The sequence below is a fragment of the Natronorubrum sediminis genome (assembly GCF_900108095.1).
In the GTDB taxonomy this organism is placed as follows: Archaea; Halobacteriota; Halobacteria; order Halobacteriales; family Natrialbaceae; genus Natronorubrum; species Natronorubrum sediminis.
On record NZ_FNWL01000001.1, the window covers coordinates 1,185,652 to 1,202,962 of the forward strand.

The following is a 17,311-nucleotide window of genomic DNA, read 5'->3' on the forward strand; positions in this document are numbered from 1 at the left end:
GCTGTAGAAACCGACGTTTCGTAGCCTACAAGAACTTCACACCGACATCGTGGAGTTCCTCGTTGTACTTCGCGATGTTGATGACGAGGGGGGTAACGCTCTCGACTTCGGCGGCGTTAGCAAGCGGGCCGGAGTCGAGCGCGCGCAGCCCCTCGATTTCGTTCGAGAGGTTGCGAACGGTTTCCTTTGCATCGTCGTCGTCCGCGACGAGTAGCGTGTCGAGATCCAGTTCGTTGTCGAGATTCGAGAGGGCGTCGGCCGCGAGGTTGTGGAACGCGCCGACGACGGGGACGTCCTCTGGCGCGCGCTCGGCCACGAGTTGGGTCACGCTGCCGGTTCCGGGCGGGTGGTAGTGCAGGCCGTCTTCGTCGCCTTGCATGCCCACTGCGGGGGTGACCAAAATCGTGTCCTCGTCGAGGGAGTCCGCGACGGCTTCGACCGTGTCGCCGGCGTAGTACGGCGGGACGCTGAGAACGACGACGTCGGCGCGATCCGCCGCCATCTCGTTGACGAAGCCGGTGATTTTCGCGTCGACGCCGCGCGAGTCGAGCGTCTCCTCGTATTCCGCGACGGCTTCACGCGCCTTCTCCGGGTCGCGCGAGCCGATGATGACCTCGTGGTCCGTATCGTGTGCAAACCGCAGGGCGAGGCCCTGCCCGATGTCGCCGGTGCCGCCGAGTAGTGCAATTCGCATACCTACCTTCGGTGGGGCACCCGAATAAAAGGGGTGGAGGGCGGCCGTTCTCGCCGGGTTCTGGGACGGTGGCGAACCCGAGCGAGAACGTTAGCCTCGAAACGGTGGAAGCAAGTCGAACGCCGCTGCAGTAATCGCGAGCCCGAGACCGACCATGACGCCACCGAACGCAACGTTGACGGACGACGGTGTCTCGACGATTGCCTGCACACCGACACCGACCAAGAGCAAGGCGAGAGCCAACAAGAGGACGGTCCCCAGCACGTCGAGTAGCGCGTCCTCGATTCCGGTTCGAACGGCCGTGTAGAGTTCGTCCTGATCGATCTCGACGGTAACGGTAGTATCCGTCTCCGCGTCTCGGCCCGATTCGCTCATGAGTGCTCGGTTGCAGCCAGTGCCTATCAATCCACTGTTATATCTCGAGTCCGACCGTCTCGTCGTCTGACGGTACGTTGCCGTCCTCCGGATTCGTCGCCATCCGACGACACCCCGTCATTCTACGGTGCGTCGCCGTCCTCCGGGTTCATCGCCGATCCGAGGCCGCTGTCGTAGGCGTCGCGGTTTTCCACTTCGCGAATTCGTTGGTCGAGTCGATCCTCGAGTTCGCGTCGACGTTCCTCGTCGACATCTGCGGCAGTTCCGAGGTCCTCGAGATCCTGTCTGGCCGTTCGCAGGACGGAGACGGCCGCTTCGGTCTCCAGTTCGGTCGCCCGATTCAGACTCCGTTCGACGTCCTCGAGCGTGGTCTCGGTCATAGTGGAGAGACGGGCTCGAGGCCCCTCAAGGCTCGGCCGTCGATAGTCACCTCGTCTCATCCGGAAAGCGGACACACTTATTCGACTGCGCCCAACCACGAACGTGGAGCTATCGATCGTCGATCTCGCGCCGATTCCGGAGGGTGGGGACGCAACGGACGCGTTCGAGGGGACCGTCGAACGCGCAAAGCAGGCCGAACGACTCGGCTATTCGAGGTTCTGGGTAGCCGAACACCACGACTTTCCGGACTCGATCGCGAGCACGACACCCGAGGTACTGATTCCCCACGTCGCGGGGAAAACGGAGGACATCCGCGTCGGTTCCGGAACGGTCCTGCTCAATCACTACAGCCCCTACAAGGTCGCAGAGTCGTTCAGCGTCCTGGATTCGCTCGCCCCCGAGCGCATCGATCTCGGACTCGGACGAGCGACCGGCAACCCGACGCGAGACTTGGCCTTACAGACGGATCGAAGTCAGCGACGGAATCCGAACGATCACGCCGAGAAGATCGAGGAGGTCACGAAACACCTTCACGACGGCTTTTCGGCGGAGCATCCCTTCAGCGGGCTCGAGCTTCCTAGCGCTGATGACACGAAACCCGAAACCTGGGTCCTCGGCTCGAGTCCCTCGAGTGCGAAGATCGCCGGCGAACTCGGACTGCCGTATTGCTTTGCCGCGTTCATCCGGCCGGGGCCGGCCGTCCGCGCCTTCGAGGTGTACCGAGAACACTTCGAGCCCTCGCCGTTCGGTGCGGGCCCGGCAGAACCGTACGGGATGCTGGCAGTGAACGCGACGTGCGCCGAAACCGACGAGGAGGCCGCGCGGCTTCGGGCAGCGACCGACGCCTCCTCTCGAGCGCTCCGACGCGGCCAGGTCGATCAGTTGCCGATTCGATCGGTCGAGGACGCAATCGACTACCTCGGGTCGGTGCCAGAGCCGACTGAACTTCCGCTCGAGCCAGGCGAGTGGCCGCGAGCGGTTTCCGGCAGTCCGGAGACGATACAAGAAATTCTCGAGGAACTCACGTCGCAGGTCGGCGTCGACGAAGTCATTATCCAAAACCAGATTGCGGACCCCGAGGACACGCTTCGTTCACACGAGCTCCTCGCTGAAGCTGTCGGACTCGAGTCGCGATAACAGGCAATCATCCCGAATGCGAGCCAGCCTCGTCTTGGGTTCGATCTCACTCTCACCAGGGCCGAGCGCCACACCAATGAGTCCGGAGAGAGACGTGTACGCATGGCCACTCCGACCGTCATCGCTCACCGCGGCTACGCCGGCGTCGCACCCGAGAACACCCTCGAAGCGGCCGCCGTCGCGGCCGATGACGACCGAACGGCGATGCTCGAGATCGACGTTCAGCCGGCCGCCTGTGGAACCCCCGTCGTGATCCACGACGAACGACTCGAGGGGGCGCGCGACGGACGGCCGCTCACCGACGGTTCGGGACACGTCTGGGAGACGCCACTCAAGGAACTCCAGGAGACGCGCGTGCTCGGAACTGACGCGACGGTGCCGACGCTCGAGGCGTTCCTCGAGTCGATTCCCGAGACGATGGGCGTCAACGTCGAGTTGAAGAATCCGGGGACGACCGACGTGCGATTTGCGGAGGCGTTGCCGGCCGACGAGCGCGAGGAGCGACGTGCGGTGTGGGCTCCGTTCGTCGAACGAGTCGTCGACGCGTGCGAGGCGTTCGACGGCGAGATTCTCTTTTCGTCGTTCTGCGAGGGAGCTCTCGCGGCCCTTCGCGACGTGGCTCCCCGGTATCCAGCCGCGACGCTCGTCTGGCACGACCTCGAGGCGGGCCTCGAGATCACCCGTCGCTACGACTGCGAGGCGGTTCACCCGCCGCGAAACGCGATCCTCGAAACTGGACTCGAGCAGACCACGTACGCAGGGTTTTCGGGAGAGGCGGCTCCGAGTATCGACGTTCTCGAGGAAGCCCACGGGGAGGGACGAACGGTGAACGTCTGGACGGTGACGACCTGGAATCAGTTCGAGGCGCTCGCCGCGGCGGGCGTCGACGGGATCATCGCCGACTACCCCGGCCTCGGCTCGTTTTCGGACGCGTGAGGACGTCGGCGGGTCCAGCCGGACAGCATTAGGGAACGTCCATCCGAACTCCGAGCCAGCAGGCACCGCCTTGAACGGCGATAGCGAGGGCACCCGCGACTGGATCGACCGCGAACCACGTCACGTCGGCGAGGACGCGCGCAGCGACGGGGGGCGAGCCGAGCGCGACGACAAAGACGCCGATTCGGAGGAAGTCGTCCGGCGCGAGTGACAGTCGCTCGAGGCCGCCGTAGAACGCGAGCCAGCCGGCAAACAGTGTCGTCGCGAGGATGAACGCGGCGTCGAGAACGCCCGCACTGTTGGCGACGGCGTCGAGGGCCACTCGCGTCGGGAAGAATGCGAGTGGTACGAAGAAGATGGCCAACCAGACGAACGTCAAACCCCCGCTCGGATCGGCACCGAGACGGTCGAATCCGCCGTCGACGAGCCAACTCGTCACGACGAACGCGACGGCGAGGACACTGATACCGAGCCACTCCGCGGGGACGGCCGTCACCGACGCGTCGCTGACTCGAGCGAGGACGGTTCCCGTCACGACGCACAGCCAGGCGACGCCGGCGAACATCCCGAGGAACCGACCGAGGTCGACGAGGGCCGACGAGAGGGCTGGAACGCGTGTATCCGCCAGTATCGAAGACTCGTTCGATATCCTACATAAATTGTCCGACTACGGGTCAAAATACACGGCCCGCAGTTACTGATCGGAATGCGGTCACCGGTTCGACCCGGGTTCGGAATCCGATGGCGGCCCATCGAGTGACTCCCGCTTCGGCAAGTCGTCGGTCGCCGGCCCCTCGAGCACGTCGCCGTCGGGGTCGAACCGAGAGCCGTGACACGGGCAATCCCAGCTTCCTTCGGCGTCGTTCCACTCGACGACGCAGTACATGTGCGTGCAAACGGCGGACGTCGCGTGGAGTTCACCGTCGTCGTCGCGCGAGCAGGCGACGGGTTTGCCACCCTGTCGGACGACCCGACCCTCGCCTGGGTCGAGGGACTCGAGGCCGGGCGAGAGCAGCGAGCGCGCCCAGTCGGTCGCGAACTGGCTCATCGCGTCGGCGTTTTCAGTGAGCGCCGAGCCAGCCGAGGTCTTCGGCGTGAATCGAAGCGGGTCGAACAGGTCGCGTTCCGGGGGCTCCTCGCCCGTAACGAGCTTCGCGAGTAGGGTTCCGGCGGCGACGCCGTTCGTCATCCCCCAGCCGCGAAAACCGGTCGCGACGAGGACGTTTTCGGCCCCGCCGACGCGACCGACGAACGGCACTTTGTCGACCGGTTTGTAATCCTGCGTCGACCAGCGATAGGCGACCTCGTCCACGGGAAACCGTTCACGAGCCCAGCGCTCGAGTCGCTGGTAGCGCTCGGCGGTCGAGCCGCCCTGGCCGGTCTTGTGATTCTCGCCGCCGACGAGCAAGAGTTCGCCATCAGTGTCGCGATGGCTGCGTACGGATCGATAGTTGTCGCTCGAGCGGTAGTACATCCCCTCGGGCGGATCGCCCGCGAGACGGATCCCGAGCACGTACGAACGCTTGGGGTGCATCCGTGCGAAGTAGCCGATCCGATCGAGGATGGGGAACCCGGTCGCGAGAACGACTCGCCGCGCCGTCACGGTCCCCTCGGAGGTGTGAACGCGACACGGCGTCCCCGGATCGAGGTCCGTCACGCGGGTGCGTTCGTAGACGCTCGCGCCCTCGTCGTCTCGCAATTCGTCCGTAATCGCGAGCAGGTACTTTCGCGGGTGAAACCACGCCTGGTCGTCGAAGCGCACGGCCGCCTGCGCCCGCTCGAACGGCGGCACCGAGGTCACGTACGTCGCCTCGAGTCCGGCAGCCTGTGCGGCATCCGTCTCGCGCTGGATCGCGTCGGGTTCGTTGCTGTAGAGGTACGACGGCTGACGTTCGAACCCGCAGTCGATGTCGAGGGCGTCGACCAGTCCTTCGACTCGATCGATCGCGTCCTCCTGAACGCGAGCGTACTGTCTCGCCTGTCGACGGCCGAACTCCCGACGAAGGTGGTCGTATATCTCGCCGTGTTGGCTGGTCAGTTTCGCCGTCGACTTCGCCGTCACCCCGCTCGCGACGCGATCACGCTCGAGGACGGCGACCGTTTCGCCGCGTTCGCGAAGCGAGTACGCCGTCGAGAGACCGGCGATTCCGGCACCGACGACCGCTACGTCGACCGACTGGTCGGTCGTCAGCGTCCTGGTTTCGTCGTCCTCATCCCCTGCTTCGTCACCTTCTCTCTCACCACCTCCCGTCTCATCGTCTCGCGTCGACTCTGGGGTGCTCGCGAGCCACCACGATGTCGGTTCGCCGGGAAGATCGTCTCGAGTGAATTCGGCCATCTCCCGACGTGCTACACCGACGAGCGACAAAAAGCGGACGGGGGTCCTGCAAGGAAACACGGACCAGGCGATCCTGCAAGGGAAGACGGATCGCTCGAGTATCCCCACCTACGACTCGAGCAGCGACGGCAGTTCGTCGATCGACTCGAGCACGGCCGCCGCGTCTTCGGCTTCGTACGCACGCCGGCCCGCCTCGCCCGTGAGACCGCCAGTGAGGACACCCACGCCGTGGTACTCCCGGTCGGGGTCCACGTCGGCCGCGTTCGTGGCCGTTCGAACGTCGTCCAAGGTGTCGCCGACGAAGACGACGCTGTCGGCGTCGAATCGCTCGGCAAGCGTGGTCAACGCGTGGGGATGTGGCTTTCCTTCGGCCCAGTCGTCCATCGTGAATCGGTGCTCGAGTGGAATCTCGCTCTCGAGACCGACACGCTCCAGCGCGATTTCGGCCTCCGCTTCCGGCCGGCCCGTGACGACGCCGACGTCGTACTGTTCGAGGATGGCCTCGCGCGTCCCTTCCCCGAGCAACACCGGTTCGTCGTGGATGAACCCGGGCGTCTCTCGATCAGGGTCCCCGCCCTCGAGGCCCCGATAGAGGTCGGCTCCGAGGTACAACTGCTGGAAGACGTCGCGGAGTCGCTCTCGATCCCAGCGCTCCGTGACGCGCTGGGTCGCCCGCGCGCCGAGTTCCTCACGAATCGCGCCTTCGGCGGCCTCGAGTCCGCCGCCTCGAGCGGCGATTTCGTCAGTATACTCGTCGATGGACGTGCTGTACCCTTCACCCGTCGCGAGGACGTACAGCGCTGCGGCGTACGTCAGTTCCCAGTCGTTGTTGAACCCGCCCGCGTCTTTGAACTGCTGAATGTCGGGCTTGCGGATCGTTCGGTCGTAGACGGTCTCGATCGACTCGACGATCGCACGTCGGTAGGAGTCTTCCACGTCGACGAGCACGCCATCGATATCGAGGACGACAGCATCTGCGTTCATACTCGAGTAGAGGCAGGGGCAGGAATAAAGACGGTCGGATTTGGCCTCGAGACGGGGACCGAGGGTCACGGCTGCAGTTGAATCACAAACCGATCCAGCCGACGACGGAAAACGCGGCGACGCCGAGCGCCAGCGCGTAGAGCACGTCGGCCCACAGCCACGAGAGCAGGTTCGCGACGTAGATGACGACGACGACGGGAACGCCGAGCAACACGAGCGGCGACTGGCGCCACTCGGAACTCGAGCGCGTCCAGAGCGTTTTCGCGTCGCCGGTGCTCGGAAACGCCTGCATCCCAACGGAGAGTCCCAGCCACCCGCTGAGTCCGACGAGCGCGAGTGTTTCGGGTGGGGCGACACGCAGGTCGGCAACCGCCGCGGAGACCGACGCGACGTCGACGGTCGTCGTCACGAGCCAGGCGAACCCGAGGAACGCGACGAGGGAGATGATCGTGTTCACCAGAAACGGCGCGACGCTGATGAGGAACGACGTGCGATAGCGCTTCGGGTGGTGGTGGCGAACGTACCCCGGCGGGTCACCCAGTCGGAAGTACACCACCTCCGCGACGGGAACCCCGGCAGCGTCACAGGCTTGTTTGTGGGCGAACTCGTGGACGACGACGCCGGGCGCAGAGAACACTCGAAGCACTAACCAGAGGAGGTAGCTGAAACCCGAAACTGCCACCGCCACGGCCACGAGCGCAACGACGAGCGCGACGGCAGCGACCACGTACTCACTGGCCATTAGTGTGCGAAAGGAAGTACACCCCGATAATTCGTTCGGAGCGATCTGTCACGCGTCCCACTGGTAGTTTTCTGGTAACATTCCTCACACCTGAGCCAAATCGATCTCACTCGAGCCAGGTCGATCATCGAGACTCGCTCGAGCGAGCCACGTACAGCGTCCCCGAGTCGATGGTCACCCGCTCGACGGGAACCGCGGGCTGGTCGCCACCGAGCGTCGTAAACAAGAACGCAGCGTCGACCTCGCGAGCGACGTCGAGTGCCGGGCGATGTAACTCAGGAGGGAGGTTTTGTGCGTAAATCGCCTCGACACCCTCGTAGATCGGAAGATTTGGATCGACGATATCGTCCCGGACGAACCCCACGCCGTCCGGAACCGATCGATCGTGAACGTCCGTCGCGGTGACGTTCGCGCTGCGAGCGACGAGGGCCGCCGCGATATCGCTTCGACGGCCGATACCGACCTCGACGAGTGACTCGAAATCGGCCAAGGACTCGAGCAACGTCTCCGGGTTCCGGCGAGAGTGGGACACGGCGGGACGTTTATGCCATCCGCCGCCATAGCACTTGCTATGCTCGTCGATATCGTGCCGGTCGGAAACGTCCCCGCCAACGTCAAACGGGCGGCTTCTTCCGCGTTGCGATCGGTATACGATTGCGACGTGACGATCAACGACGCCCAACCGGTCCCCAACGGTGCGTACGACGCCGACCGAAACCAGTACACTGCAGAAACCTTCATCCAACTCGCCGAACGCGTCGGCAACGGCGAGAAGAACATCGCTATCACGCCACACGACCTCTTCTATCGCCGTCGAAACTACGTCTTCGGACTCGCTTATCTCGACGGCAGCGGCAGCGTCGTCTCGACCTATCGCCTCCAGACCTCGAGCGACGGCGGCTTTTCGAATCAAAGTGCAGCCGACATCTTTCAAGACCGCGTCCGTAAAGAGATCGTCCACGAAATCGGCCACACCTACGGCCTCGAACACTGTGACAACAACCGCTGCGTGATGAACTTCTCGCCGACCGTCCGCGAAGTCGACATCAAAGAGGAGAACCTCTGTGGCAGCTGTCAGCGATTGATTAGCTAACTTGGCCCTCCTCTCGGTGGCAGCCTGCTACCCCACACCCTCACCGATTAGATTGCACTCCACCCAGTTCGGATCTGTCTGTGTGTCTTCGAGGGGGACGTGTTCTCGAAAGCGTGCCGGGAAAGGTGAGCCGGCTGTCAGCCTGTCGCAGGGATGCAAGAGACGGGAACGACTTACCTCGCTCGCGCCCGTACGCTCGAGACGACCATCCCACTCGTGACCGACGAACCTACCGAACCGAACGATATCGACCGCGAGACCAGCGATAGCGACGGTGAAGTCGAAATCGAGGTCACTCGCGGACGCGACGAGCGATTCGACGACGCTCCCGGTTCACTCAGTGACCGACGACACGACCGAGAGACGACTCACGACCGACTCGAGGGGAATGCCAGTGAGTCCGTTTCGGACGGAGCCCTCGCCGACGAACTCGGTCGGATCGACATCATGACGACGCCTGAAGGGTACGTCGAGGGTCGCATCATCGACGTCGCCGGCGTCGATTCCACCACAGTCGAACTCACTGTCTCTCTCCCCCACGGCGAGACCGCCTCGTTCCCCCTCGAGAAACCGATTCCGTGGTCCCGGGAGTTTCTCCTCGCCCGACTCGTCGAAGACATCGGCTACGACGCTGCCTCGATCGACCACATCGTCGGCGAACCCGTCTACGTCCAGCGAACGGATCTCGAGGCCAACGACGAGGAGTGGTGGGCGTGGGAATCCTCGCTCCAAACCGCCAGCGACGCGTTGCTCTCCTCACTCTCGGGCGGGCGATACCGACTCGAGCGAGAGCAAACACCCGAGTGGCGACTCGTGGATCCCCTCGAGCGACCGGAGCCGAAGGCGGAACCCGACTCGACGCTCGTCACCGACGAACGCCTCGGTATCGCGTTCGTCCTCGTGGGAACGCTCGTCGCTGCGATCGGTGGCGTCCTCGGCGCGACCGGGACGCTCGTCGTCTCGGCGTCCGTACTCGGAGCCCTCGCTCTCGGGCTCGCGATCGTGCTGGTAGGACTCGCTATCGGCACTCGCGACTCATCGTGAGGTGTCGTGAGGTACCGTCGAAAGAATCGCTTCGAATACAGACCAATTCACGCCCCAGCGTCAGGGCGCGTAGTAGTACTCGCCGTCTGCTTTCTGCTGTTTGTCGAGTTGCGAATCGGGCTTGTTGATTCGCGGACGCGACGTACGCTCGTCCCGGCGGAACGTGACCTCGAGATTCGCCAGGAAGTCGTTCATGCCCTCGCGCATCGGTTGTGGCCCACTGGCCCGACCGTGTTCGGCTGGTTCGCCGTCGAAGACCATCAATCGGTCCGCGAGCAGGTCGATCATGTACGTGTCGTGGTCGATGACCATGACCGTCGCGTCCTGTTGTTCAGCGTAGCGCCGGATCGCGCTCGTCGCCTGCACCCGCTGTTCGACGTCGAGGTGCGCCGACGGTTCGTCGAGGAGGTACAGATCCGCGGAGTCGGAGAGACAGGCCGCGATTGCCACCCGCTGGCGTTCACCGCCCGAGAGGTCTGCGAGATTCTGCTCCATGATCCGCTCGAGTTGGAGCGGTTGAGCGATTTCGGTGTTCCAGTACGACGAACCGAACTGGTCCGTGATCGACGAGAGGAACGCGTCGACGCGCATGTGCTGGTCGATCGTCACGTACTGTGGCTTGTAGGAGATGTCGAGGTCGAGGTCCGCGTCCCCTTCGTCTGGCTCGAGGTTCCCCGTGAGAAGTTTCGCGAACGTCGACTTCCCGATGCCGTTCGGACCGACGATGCCGAGCACCTCGTTCTGGCGGATCGTCCCGCCCTCGACCTCGAGGGAGAACTCGCCGTCGCCGTAGCTCTTAGTGAGGTCGGGGTACTCGACGAGCGGCTCAGTGTGACTCGCCGCTCGAGGCGCGTGTTCTTCGAACTCGATGGGATCCGGTCGGATCCGCATGTTCTCGTTGTCGAGGTAGCCCGAGAGGTACTCGTTGATCCCGTTTCGGACGGATTTCGGGGCCGTAATGACACCGTAGGCACCGGGCTCACCGTAGGCGACGTGGAGCGTGTCGGCCAGTAAGTCGAGAATGGCGAGGTCGTGTTCGATGACGAGCATCGACCGATCCTCTTTCTCGGCGAGGTCTCGGATCAGTCGGGCCGCCGTCACTCGCTGCCCGATATCGAGGTACGGCGTGATCTCGTCGAGGAAGTAAAAGTCCGTATCGCGAGCCAGCGTCGCCGCGATGGCCACACGCTGGAGTTCCCCGCCGGAGAGGTCGTCGATCGATTGGTCCATCACCGGCCCGAGCGAGAGTCGCTCGACGAGTTCGTCGAGCGCCCCACGTTCGTTAGTTTGCTCGAGCAACTCGCGTGTATTGCCATCGAACGTGTTCGGAATCTGGTCGACGTACTGGGGCTTTCGGGCGACCGTCACGTCGCCGTCACGGACGGCTGCGATGTAGTCCTGGAGTTCCGTCCCGCGATAGGCCTCGAGGACGTCGTCCCAGTCGACGTCTTCGTCGTGGCGTCCGAGATTCGGCTCGAGTTCACCGGCTAAAATTCGGATGGCAGTGGTCTTCCCGATACCGTTCGGGCCGAGAATCCCGGTGACTTGCCCGTCCTGTGGTGCTGGGAGCCCATAGAGCGAGAAGGCGTTCTCGCCGTAGCGATGGGCCGGATCGTTCTGGAGTTCCTTCGGGAGGTTGATGATCTCGATGGCGTCGAAGGGACACTTTTCGACGCAGATTCCGCAGGTTTCGCCCAGACAGATCTCTTCGGAGATGTGAATCTGTTCGGGTTGCCCTTCGTCCGTATCTTCACCCCGAAGGGTGATACACTCCTTTCCCGTCCGATTCGGCGGGCAGTAGTTCTTACACTCGTAGCTACATCGATCTGGCTGGCACCGATCTAAGTCTACGACGGCGATACTGTCATCAGCCATTGTTAGACGCTTGCCCCCGTGGTGAGCAGGATACCAAACGTCACGAACCAGAACGAGAAGGTCATGAACACGATGTACAGGTAGTGTTTCGCCCCGAACTCGTCGTCCCCGTAAATGCTCGTGAAGTCAAAGAGGATGAACTGGGCGAGGATTGCCCCCAACACGAGCAAGAGCCCTCGCATATCCGACGCTGCCGCGTCTGCCGAAGCGGCGTCGCCGGTAATCGCCAGCGAGGCAAACCCGGCAGCGACGCCGAGCAGCGCCGACAGCGCCGTCACGCTGATCGAGCGAATATGCTCGCGTCGGTCACTAATCGATTCGGTCGACATGCGAATAACTCCGAGTGCGGGGCTAAAAAGGCGTTCGGGTCGCCGCCGAGAGACGATAGCGTCCAGAATTGGGGACTCGAGATAACGACGTTGCGACTGACGAGCGAACTCGATCGTAACTGATCGCCAACAACACGAACATGCAGGTATTATTCGTCATATTCGTCAGGAAGAGCCTCCTTTGTTTAGTCCGATAGGCTACCCAGGAGGACCGCCACCACCGGGACCGCCACCGCCGCCAGGGTGGCAATTGTACTCGAGATCGAACTCGAGAGCGATGTTAGAGACCGTCATTGCTTCGGATTCTGCCTCTTCAACGAACACATCAACCTGCACCGTATTACCATCGTGTCCGCCAATTCCGTCCACACACTCAACGACGATCTCACCTGATTCTTCTGGGCCGAGGGTATCAGGACTGCTCTCCACCTCGAGGTCGTTACCGAGTCCATCGACTACGATATCAGGGTTGGTAAACTCCGTGCCAACGTTGTTGTGAAGGTAAACGACAGTGGCGGCATCACCGTTTCCTTCAATTTCCTCACCAGTTGGTTCGACACCCAGGTACGCACTTGAGTCGCCCCCTGTACTGACGTCCACCCCTCGCTCAGAGCTCACGGTGGTAAACCCGTAGATCGGACCCGCCAGTAACACGGCACCTATCACGAGGAACGCAATGGCGAGTCTCGAGAGTCTGAGCATTAATTACGGTGGACGCTCCATTCGTCCGAGTTGCTGCTTTCGGGCCTGAAACGCGTGGACGACGGCCGAAACTCCGAACACCGAAAAGACCAGCGTTCCCCAGAATAGCTCTGAAACGGTCTCCGTTGGTATCGCCCCCAACCAGAGTCCGCTCACGACGACCGCGCCAATCGCCGTCAACCCGAGGTAGTACATTGCCCACGGAATCGAGCCCGACGGGACGATATCGAGGTAGATCTCGAGGTCCGCCGCCTCGTCCGTCAGTTCGATCGTTCGGTCGTCGAACTCGATCACGTCCGCTCGCTCGAGCGTCGGCAAATGTGTCTGCTGTAAGGACGTGTACACGCGCTTTCGCTCTGCAGACGTGAGTTCTGTGACCTCCTTGTCGAGTTCCCAGGCCGCCACGTGTTCCGCCAGGTCGCCGATCGTCACCGGTTCGTTCTCGCGTTTACAGTAGTGAATCGTATAGCGGCGACGCTGATTGCTCAGCAGATCGAATATCTCCCCCTTTCTCGAGTCGCTACTCATCGGTGTCGCCATTGGATATCGTACCCCCAATGAAGAGTGACGTATCTATCGTACATAATGTTTCTTGCCGGGAGACGACAGTACTTTTGTGTGTGACAGGATGGAAATTCCCACTCAGTATGCGCCTTATCGACTGAATTCAATTGAGCAAGTCAATCTCGATATTGCCACCATCCACAATTTGTCAGTTTTAGCGAGCGAGTCAGGAGTCGATCTCGACGACCTGTTCGCTGGCACTGACAGCGTAGTCTGCCGTCACGTCTCGTTCGTGTGTCGCAGTAATTTCGACTTCTGGTTCGGCATCGACCTCGACTTCTTCTTCCGCGATGGTCTCGAAGAGATCGAAGAGTTCCTCGGCGTCGTCCGTGCTGTGGAACGAGCCGCCAGTCTGTTCGGCCCACTCCTCGAGTTCGTCTTCCGGAATCGGATCGTGCTCGAGGCCGCCCAACCCGACAGTGTAGAGCGTGACGTTGAGTTCGTTCGCGCGCTCGACTTGCGCGTCCATCGCCGCATCATCTTCGGGATAGTTGTTCTGTCCGTCGCTCAGCAGAACCGTAACTCGCTCCTGGTCGTCTTCGCCGTAGTTCTCGTAGTCGTTAAGTGCGAGTTCGAACCCGTCGGCCATGTTCGTTCCGCCGTCTGCGTGGCCTTCGACGTTCGCCTGCGCTGCCTCGAGGTCGTCGTCGAGGTGATGGAGCACGTGTCCGTCTCGGTCGAAGTCGTAGACACCGGCGCGGTCACCATCGGTCTCGTTCATCATGCCGATGAAATTCCGAGTCGCGTCGACGCGTTCACTGGTCGGGTCGTTTCCGGGGTGATTGTACAGACCGAGCGACGCTGTACGTTCCCAAAAGGACACCCCGGAATGGTCGTCGGGATGGACACGAACGTCCTCCCAGTCATCTGGATGAGCGTAATCGCGATACTCGAGTCGCTCGGTGTTGCCGTCCTCGTCTCGGAGTTCGACGTCACGTTCGTTCGATCCCAGGAAACCACCCTCCATATTCCGGAAGGGGTCCCCCGTCGGAATCGGTTCCCAGTCTTCGCCGACGTCGACTTCGTCGTTCGGATTGTACGGATCGACCGCGTCGTTCGGGTTGTGTGGCCCCATCGACCCGGATCGGTCGAGCACGAACGTCGCGTCGAGTGGCATTCGTTGCTCGCCGTACTCGAAGTAGAGGTCCTCGTCGGAGTCCGTAAACGGCGTCTCGGTACGCAACGATTCGTCGAAGTTGACCTCGACATCGTACTCCTCGATGTCATCGTCTTGTGGGCCCTGTGGGTTCTGGTTTGAAGATTCGAGATTGCCATCCCCAGCAACGACTGCACCGTCGATCGTTACGTCCGCAGCAATGTCGATATCGGCACCCGGCGCGTAGACGACACCCTGGAAGTCGTCGTCGATAGTGATTTCTGAATTACTCGAGCCGTAGATCCACAGCGAATCAGCGCTGTCGTCGGGTTCGATTTCGACGTTTCCGAGTTCGACGTTTCCATCGACGTAAAAGTTCGTCTGATTGTCCCCACTGACTGTAATAGTGTCCGACTCGTTTATAAGTTCAAGCGCGTTGTGTCCGTCGACACCGACATGGACATCACCATCAGACGAATCGAGTGAGTCAATGTCGGAGGCCCCATCGAACAACCCTTCTTGACCGTCACCGTCGGTGGCGGAAACTTCACCATCCGCTTCTGGTTCCCCATCGAGATACTCATCATGCAATTGCTCGAGTTCGTCGTCGATACGATCGATGTCATCGAACGGTTCTGAGAGCTCCGTTGCAAGTGCATCTACCTGGTGAGGTTGAGCGTTCTCATCTGGATCTGGCCGTAATTGGTAGACACCGTCAGCCTCGCCTTCGGAACCAACAGGATGGCCATCGACAGCCGTTCCGTAACCGAGTTGCGAAATTACTGGGTTACCATTAGATCCGAGTGTGCCGTTCACGACGGGAATTCCATCGACAGTTGCGTGGTTGTGGAGATCGTACGACTCGTAATTTGCGAGGAACAGGTCGTCGGAGACGTTCTCTTCCGTATCGTCATTTTCGTAGGAATTTACGTCAAGCGTCGAATCGAGTTGGCCCTCGTCACCCTCGAGGAACAGGCCGCCGAAGATGGCCGGTTCGATATCGACGAGGTCTGCGAGCGGCGCGTCGCCGTCGACGGCGGCGACGACCGTAACCGACTCTGCCGACTCATCGTGGCAGATAACAGTCACTTCACCACTGGCCGAGTCACAGTCGTCGTCTACGTCGGATTCGTCGACCGCATCGAACTCGTCCTCCAGGAATGAGTACCAGCCGTGGTGGTAGGCCGTCTCGGTAACCTCGACCGTGACGTGGTCCACGTAGTCCATGTCGTTACCGAGGGTGTCGAATTCACCTGAATTATCGTCTTGGGGTTGTTGAACCGTGTGTTCACCGGAGCCAACGGTTCCCTCGAGCGAGAGCGGCGAAATGTCGATTCGACCGACCTCCTCGTCGTCGATGGTTTCTTGATAATAGTCGATGTTCGGCGTCGACATCGGGGTCGCACGGTCGTCGTGAATCTCCCAAACGCCACCTGCCTGATAGGCGTACTCGTTTCCACCGTCGTCTTCGGCCGCGAACGTTGTCAAATTGGTCGATTCAGTGTCAGTTCGGTACCCATCCGACACGGTCACTTCCAACTTACCGTCATCGACGATTTCGCCGTCGAGATCGTCGAGGTAGACCGATCCCGTTTCACCCTGTGCAGCAATCGTCGTGAGATCGGAGTCGAACTGCTGGAGGTCCTGTTCGGTCTTTTCTCCGTGCGTCTGTGATTGGATTGTATCCATCGCACCCATTCCGACGACGAATACGAGCGTCCCCCCCACGAAGACCATCATGAACAACAGCACGATACCGAGTTGTGGATTAACCCCCCGATCCCGGTGAGCGTGCGAAGATGGTCTATTCCCAACACTGTTCATTCTACAATACAATCTCGCCCTAAATTATATAAGTGTACTGTATAGTCATCATAGACGAACATCTATTTTATCAGAAATTAGAGAAAAGAGTAGGTCGCGTGGACGAGTGCTCACTACCGCACTATTCAGGAATCTCGAGATCGATTTTGACGGGGAGCTCTGCGCCAGGGTCGTCCGGGTCGAGTCCCCCTACGTACAGCACAACAGTCGCTGTTTCTCCGCGCATGTCGACCTGGCTAAACGCGCCACCAGTACGGAACTGCTCGAGCGTAACTGTGGCCTCGTCCCCACTTTCGAGCACTGCCTGATCACCGAGATCGTATCGGGGTGCACCGTCGCCGATTTCGATGTCGTCATCGAGACTTCCGTCTTCACTCGCGTCGATGATGAGTTCTGAGCCGCCGGTTCCGGTGTAGCCGATTTCACTCGCCGCACTCGAGGTTTCTCGTACTGAGATTCCAGTCACAGTTCCATCACCTTCACCCTCGTATTCGATGTCGAACATGACTGCCGATTCCTCGCCAGTATCGACGCCACTCGAGGTCGCAGTTTCGGGTGGACCGACGAGTTCAAGGCCGGAATCGTCGATTGGAATCGGCGCTGGGTAGTCATCGGCGGGTGGCTGGTCGCCTTCGCAATCGAAATTGACGCCAGATACCGTAAACGCCTCTCGGTCAACAGAAGCACCAGATCCGTCTGTAGTAACCGACAAGTCGACCGTCGCGTCGTCCGCCGCCACGTCGACATCCTGACTACACTCGAGTTCGATCGGCACGGCGTCCCCTGAGTTGAGGCCGGCGTGATCATCGGTATTCGCGACCGAGAGGACACTGCTATCACCGCCGCCAGCCCACGTCGTACCGCGAACGTGTACGTCCGCAATCTCGAGTGGGTCGTTTGCGTTGTTCGTTATGGATGCGACCTCAGCGCTCACATCGGTGCCGCCAATCGGCCCCCATCCACTATCGTATTCGATTTCCGGCCCGTCGTACGTTTCCTCGAGACCGAGATACGCGTATTGGTCGTTCTCGGCGACGGAGACGCTCGTTTCTCTGTCTGCGACTGACGAGTAGCCGCCGAACAGGGGTGCGACGACGATTGCGCCGCCGACGAGGAGACAGATCACGCCCAGCATCGTGAACGCGTTTCTCACGGCACGATCCCCCTATCGATCGAGTGGAGTCGACAGCCGTGCCG

The 17,311-nt window shown here is 61.5% G+C and carries 18 protein-coding genes; 4 read left to right on the forward strand and 14 right to left on the reverse strand.

Annotated features, from left to right (window positions below; all coding sequences use genetic code 11):
* Positions 1 to 25 precede the first annotated feature (25 nt).
* The 3 genes from npdG to BLW62_RS05845 form a co-directional block, all read right to left on the reverse strand.
* Positions 26 to 694: an NADPH-dependent F420 reductase gene (gene npdG, locus BLW62_RS05835; protein WP_090506016.1), complete on the reverse strand. Its 669-nt coding sequence runs from the start codon at positions 692 to 694 to the stop codon at positions 26 to 28.
* A gap of 90 nt (positions 695 to 784) precedes the next feature.
* Positions 785 to 1,069 (reverse strand): hypothetical protein, encoded by a 285-nt coding sequence (locus BLW62_RS05840; RefSeq protein ID WP_090506018.1) that lies wholly within the window; start codon positions 1,067 to 1,069, stop codon positions 785 to 787.
* Between the two features lie 122 nt (positions 1,070 to 1,191).
* A complete protein-coding gene (locus BLW62_RS05845) occupies positions 1,192 to 1,449 on the reverse strand; it encodes a hypothetical protein (protein ID WP_090506019.1) in 258 nt (85 codons plus the stop codon).
* A gap of 103 nt (positions 1,450 to 1,552) precedes the next feature.
* Here BLW62_RS05845 and BLW62_RS05850 point away from each other — a divergent pair, with 103 nt between their 5' ends.
* Both BLW62_RS05850 and BLW62_RS05855 read left to right on the forward strand, forming a co-directional pair.
* Entirely contained in the window at positions 1,553 to 2,587 is a 1,035-nt protein-coding gene (locus BLW62_RS05850) for an LLM class flavin-dependent oxidoreductase (RefSeq protein WP_090506020.1), read from the forward strand.
* Positions 2,588 to 2,689: 102 nt separating this feature from the next.
* Positions 2,690 to 3,523: a glycerophosphodiester phosphodiesterase gene (locus tag BLW62_RS05855; protein WP_090506022.1), complete on the forward strand. Its 834-nt coding sequence runs from the start codon at positions 2,690 to 2,692 to the stop codon at positions 3,521 to 3,523.
* A 28-nt stretch (positions 3,524 to 3,551) separates the two neighbouring features.
* Here BLW62_RS05855 and BLW62_RS05860 read toward each other — a convergent pair whose 3' ends face one another.
* From BLW62_RS05860 to BLW62_RS05880, 5 genes are all read right to left on the reverse strand, one after another.
* Entirely contained in the window at positions 3,552 to 4,088 is a 537-nt protein-coding gene (locus BLW62_RS05860) for a hypothetical protein (RefSeq protein ID WP_245726667.1), read from the reverse strand.
* A 147-nt stretch (positions 4,089 to 4,235) separates the two neighbouring features.
* Positions 4,236 to 5,861: an FAD-dependent oxidoreductase gene (locus BLW62_RS05865; RefSeq protein WP_090506026.1), complete on the reverse strand. Its 1,626-nt coding sequence runs from the start codon at positions 5,859 to 5,861 to the stop codon at positions 4,236 to 4,238.
* A gap of 108 nt (positions 5,862 to 5,969) precedes the next feature.
* Positions 5,970 to 6,845, reverse strand: a complete 876-nt coding sequence (locus BLW62_RS05870) for a TIGR01548 family HAD-type hydrolase (protein WP_090506028.1) — start codon at positions 6,843 to 6,845, stop codon at positions 5,970 to 5,972.
* 82 nt (positions 6,846 to 6,927) lie between these two features.
* Entirely contained in the window at positions 6,928 to 7,587 is a 660-nt protein-coding gene (locus BLW62_RS05875) for a metalloprotease family protein (protein WP_090506029.1), read from the reverse strand.
* Positions 7,588 to 7,711: 124 nt separating this feature from the next.
* Positions 7,712 to 8,119, reverse strand: coding sequence for a UPF0146 family protein (locus tag BLW62_RS05880; RefSeq protein ID WP_090506031.1), 408 nt, complete (start codon positions 8,117 to 8,119; stop codon positions 7,712 to 7,714).
* 39 nt (positions 8,120 to 8,158) lie between these two features.
* Between BLW62_RS05880 and BLW62_RS05885 the strand changes: the two genes are divergently transcribed.
* Positions 8,159 to 8,680 (forward strand): archaemetzincin family Zn-dependent metalloprotease, encoded by a 522-nt coding sequence (locus tag BLW62_RS05885; protein ID WP_090506033.1) that lies wholly within the window; start codon positions 8,159 to 8,161, stop codon positions 8,678 to 8,680.
* 153 nt (positions 8,681 to 8,833) lie between these two features.
* Positions 8,834 to 9,724 (forward strand): MFS transporter, encoded by an 891-nt coding sequence (locus BLW62_RS05890; protein ID WP_245726668.1) that lies wholly within the window; start codon positions 8,834 to 8,836, stop codon positions 9,722 to 9,724.
* A 60-nt stretch (positions 9,725 to 9,784) separates the two neighbouring features.
* On the opposite strand, the gene BLW62_RS05895 is transcribed toward BLW62_RS05890, so the two are convergent.
* The 6 genes from BLW62_RS05895 to BLW62_RS05920 form a co-directional block, all read right to left on the reverse strand.
* Positions 9,785 to 11,599 carry a ribosome biogenesis/translation initiation ATPase RLI gene (locus BLW62_RS05895; protein WP_090506035.1) on the reverse strand — a complete coding sequence of 605 codons (1,815 nt, stop codon included), beginning with the start codon at positions 11,597 to 11,599 and terminating at the stop codon, positions 9,785 to 9,787.
* 2 nt (positions 11,600 to 11,601) lie between these two features.
* Positions 11,602 to 11,928 carry an EMC6-like membrane protein gene (locus tag BLW62_RS05900; protein WP_090506036.1) on the reverse strand — a complete coding sequence of 109 codons (327 nt, stop codon included), beginning with the start codon at positions 11,926 to 11,928 and terminating at the stop codon, positions 11,602 to 11,604.
* Between the two features lie 198 nt (positions 11,929 to 12,126).
* On the reverse strand, positions 12,127 to 12,630 hold the full coding sequence (locus BLW62_RS05905) for a hypothetical protein (RefSeq protein WP_090506038.1): 504 nt from the start codon (positions 12,628 to 12,630) through the stop codon (positions 12,127 to 12,129).
* Between the two features lie 3 nt (positions 12,631 to 12,633).
* Complete coding sequence (locus tag BLW62_RS05910; RefSeq protein ID WP_090506440.1) at positions 12,634 to 13,158, reverse strand: DUF7344 domain-containing protein; 525 nt, start codon at positions 13,156 to 13,158, stop codon at positions 12,634 to 12,636.
* A 202-nt stretch (positions 13,159 to 13,360) separates the two neighbouring features.
* Positions 13,361 to 16,114 (reverse strand): vWA domain-containing protein, encoded by a 2,754-nt coding sequence (locus tag BLW62_RS05915; RefSeq protein WP_449289551.1) that lies wholly within the window; start codon positions 16,112 to 16,114, stop codon positions 13,361 to 13,363.
* Positions 16,115 to 16,235: 121 nt separating this feature from the next.
* Positions 16,236 to 17,267 carry a hypothetical protein gene (locus tag BLW62_RS05920; RefSeq protein ID WP_139305379.1) on the reverse strand — a complete coding sequence of 344 codons (1,032 nt, stop codon included), beginning with the start codon at positions 17,265 to 17,267 and terminating at the stop codon, positions 16,236 to 16,238.
* Between the last annotated feature and the right edge of the window lie 44 nt (positions 17,268 to 17,311).

Bases quoted from the DNA above. Each gene is read 5' to 3' on its own strand.
- npdG (WP_090506016.1), bottom strand. From the start codon at position 694: ATGCGAATTGCACTACTCGGCGGCACCGGCGACATCGGGCAGGGCCTC.
- BLW62_RS05840 (WP_090506018.1), bottom strand. From the start codon at position 1,069: ATGAGCGAATCGGGCCGAGACGCGGAGACGGATACTACCGTTACCGTC.
- BLW62_RS05845 (WP_090506019.1), bottom strand. From the start codon at position 1,449: ATGACCGAGACCACGCTCGAGGACGTCGAACGGAGTCTGAATCGGGCG.
- BLW62_RS05855 (WP_090506022.1), top strand. From the start codon at position 2,690: ATGGCCACTCCGACCGTCATCGCTCACCGCGGCTACGCCGGCGTCGCA.
- BLW62_RS05860 (WP_245726667.1), bottom strand. From the start codon at position 4,088: ATGTTCGCCGGCGTCGCCTGGCTGTGCGTCGTGACGGGAACCGTCCTC.
- BLW62_RS05865 (WP_090506026.1), bottom strand. From the start codon at position 5,861: ATGGCCGAATTCACTCGAGACGATCTTCCCGGCGAACCGACATCGTGG.
- BLW62_RS05870 (WP_090506028.1), bottom strand. From the start codon at position 6,845: ATGAACGCAGATGCTGTCGTCCTCGATATCGATGGCGTGCTCGTCGAC.
- BLW62_RS05875 (WP_090506029.1), bottom strand. From the start codon at position 7,587: ATGGCCAGTGAGTACGTGGTCGCTGCCGTCGCGCTCGTCGTTGCGCTC.
- BLW62_RS05885 (WP_090506033.1), top strand. From the start codon at position 8,159: ATGCTCGTCGATATCGTGCCGGTCGGAAACGTCCCCGCCAACGTCAAA.
- BLW62_RS05890 (WP_245726668.1), top strand. From the start codon at position 8,834: ATGCAAGAGACGGGAACGACTTACCTCGCTCGCGCCCGTACGCTCGAG.
- BLW62_RS05895 (WP_090506035.1), bottom strand. From the start codon at position 11,599: ATGGCTGATGACAGTATCGCCGTCGTAGACTTAGATCGGTGCCAGCCA.
- BLW62_RS05900 (WP_090506036.1), bottom strand. From the start codon at position 11,928: ATGTCGACCGAATCGATTAGTGACCGACGCGAGCATATTCGCTCGATC.
- BLW62_RS05905 (WP_090506038.1), bottom strand. From the start codon at position 12,630: ATGCTCAGACTCTCGAGACTCGCCATTGCGTTCCTCGTGATAGGTGCC.
- BLW62_RS05910 (WP_090506440.1), bottom strand. From the start codon at position 13,158: ATGAGTAGCGACTCGAGAAAGGGGGAGATATTCGATCTGCTGAGCAAT.
- BLW62_RS05915 (WP_449289551.1), bottom strand. From the start codon at position 16,114: ATGAACAGTGTTGGGAATAGACCATCTTCGCACGCTCACCGGGATCGG.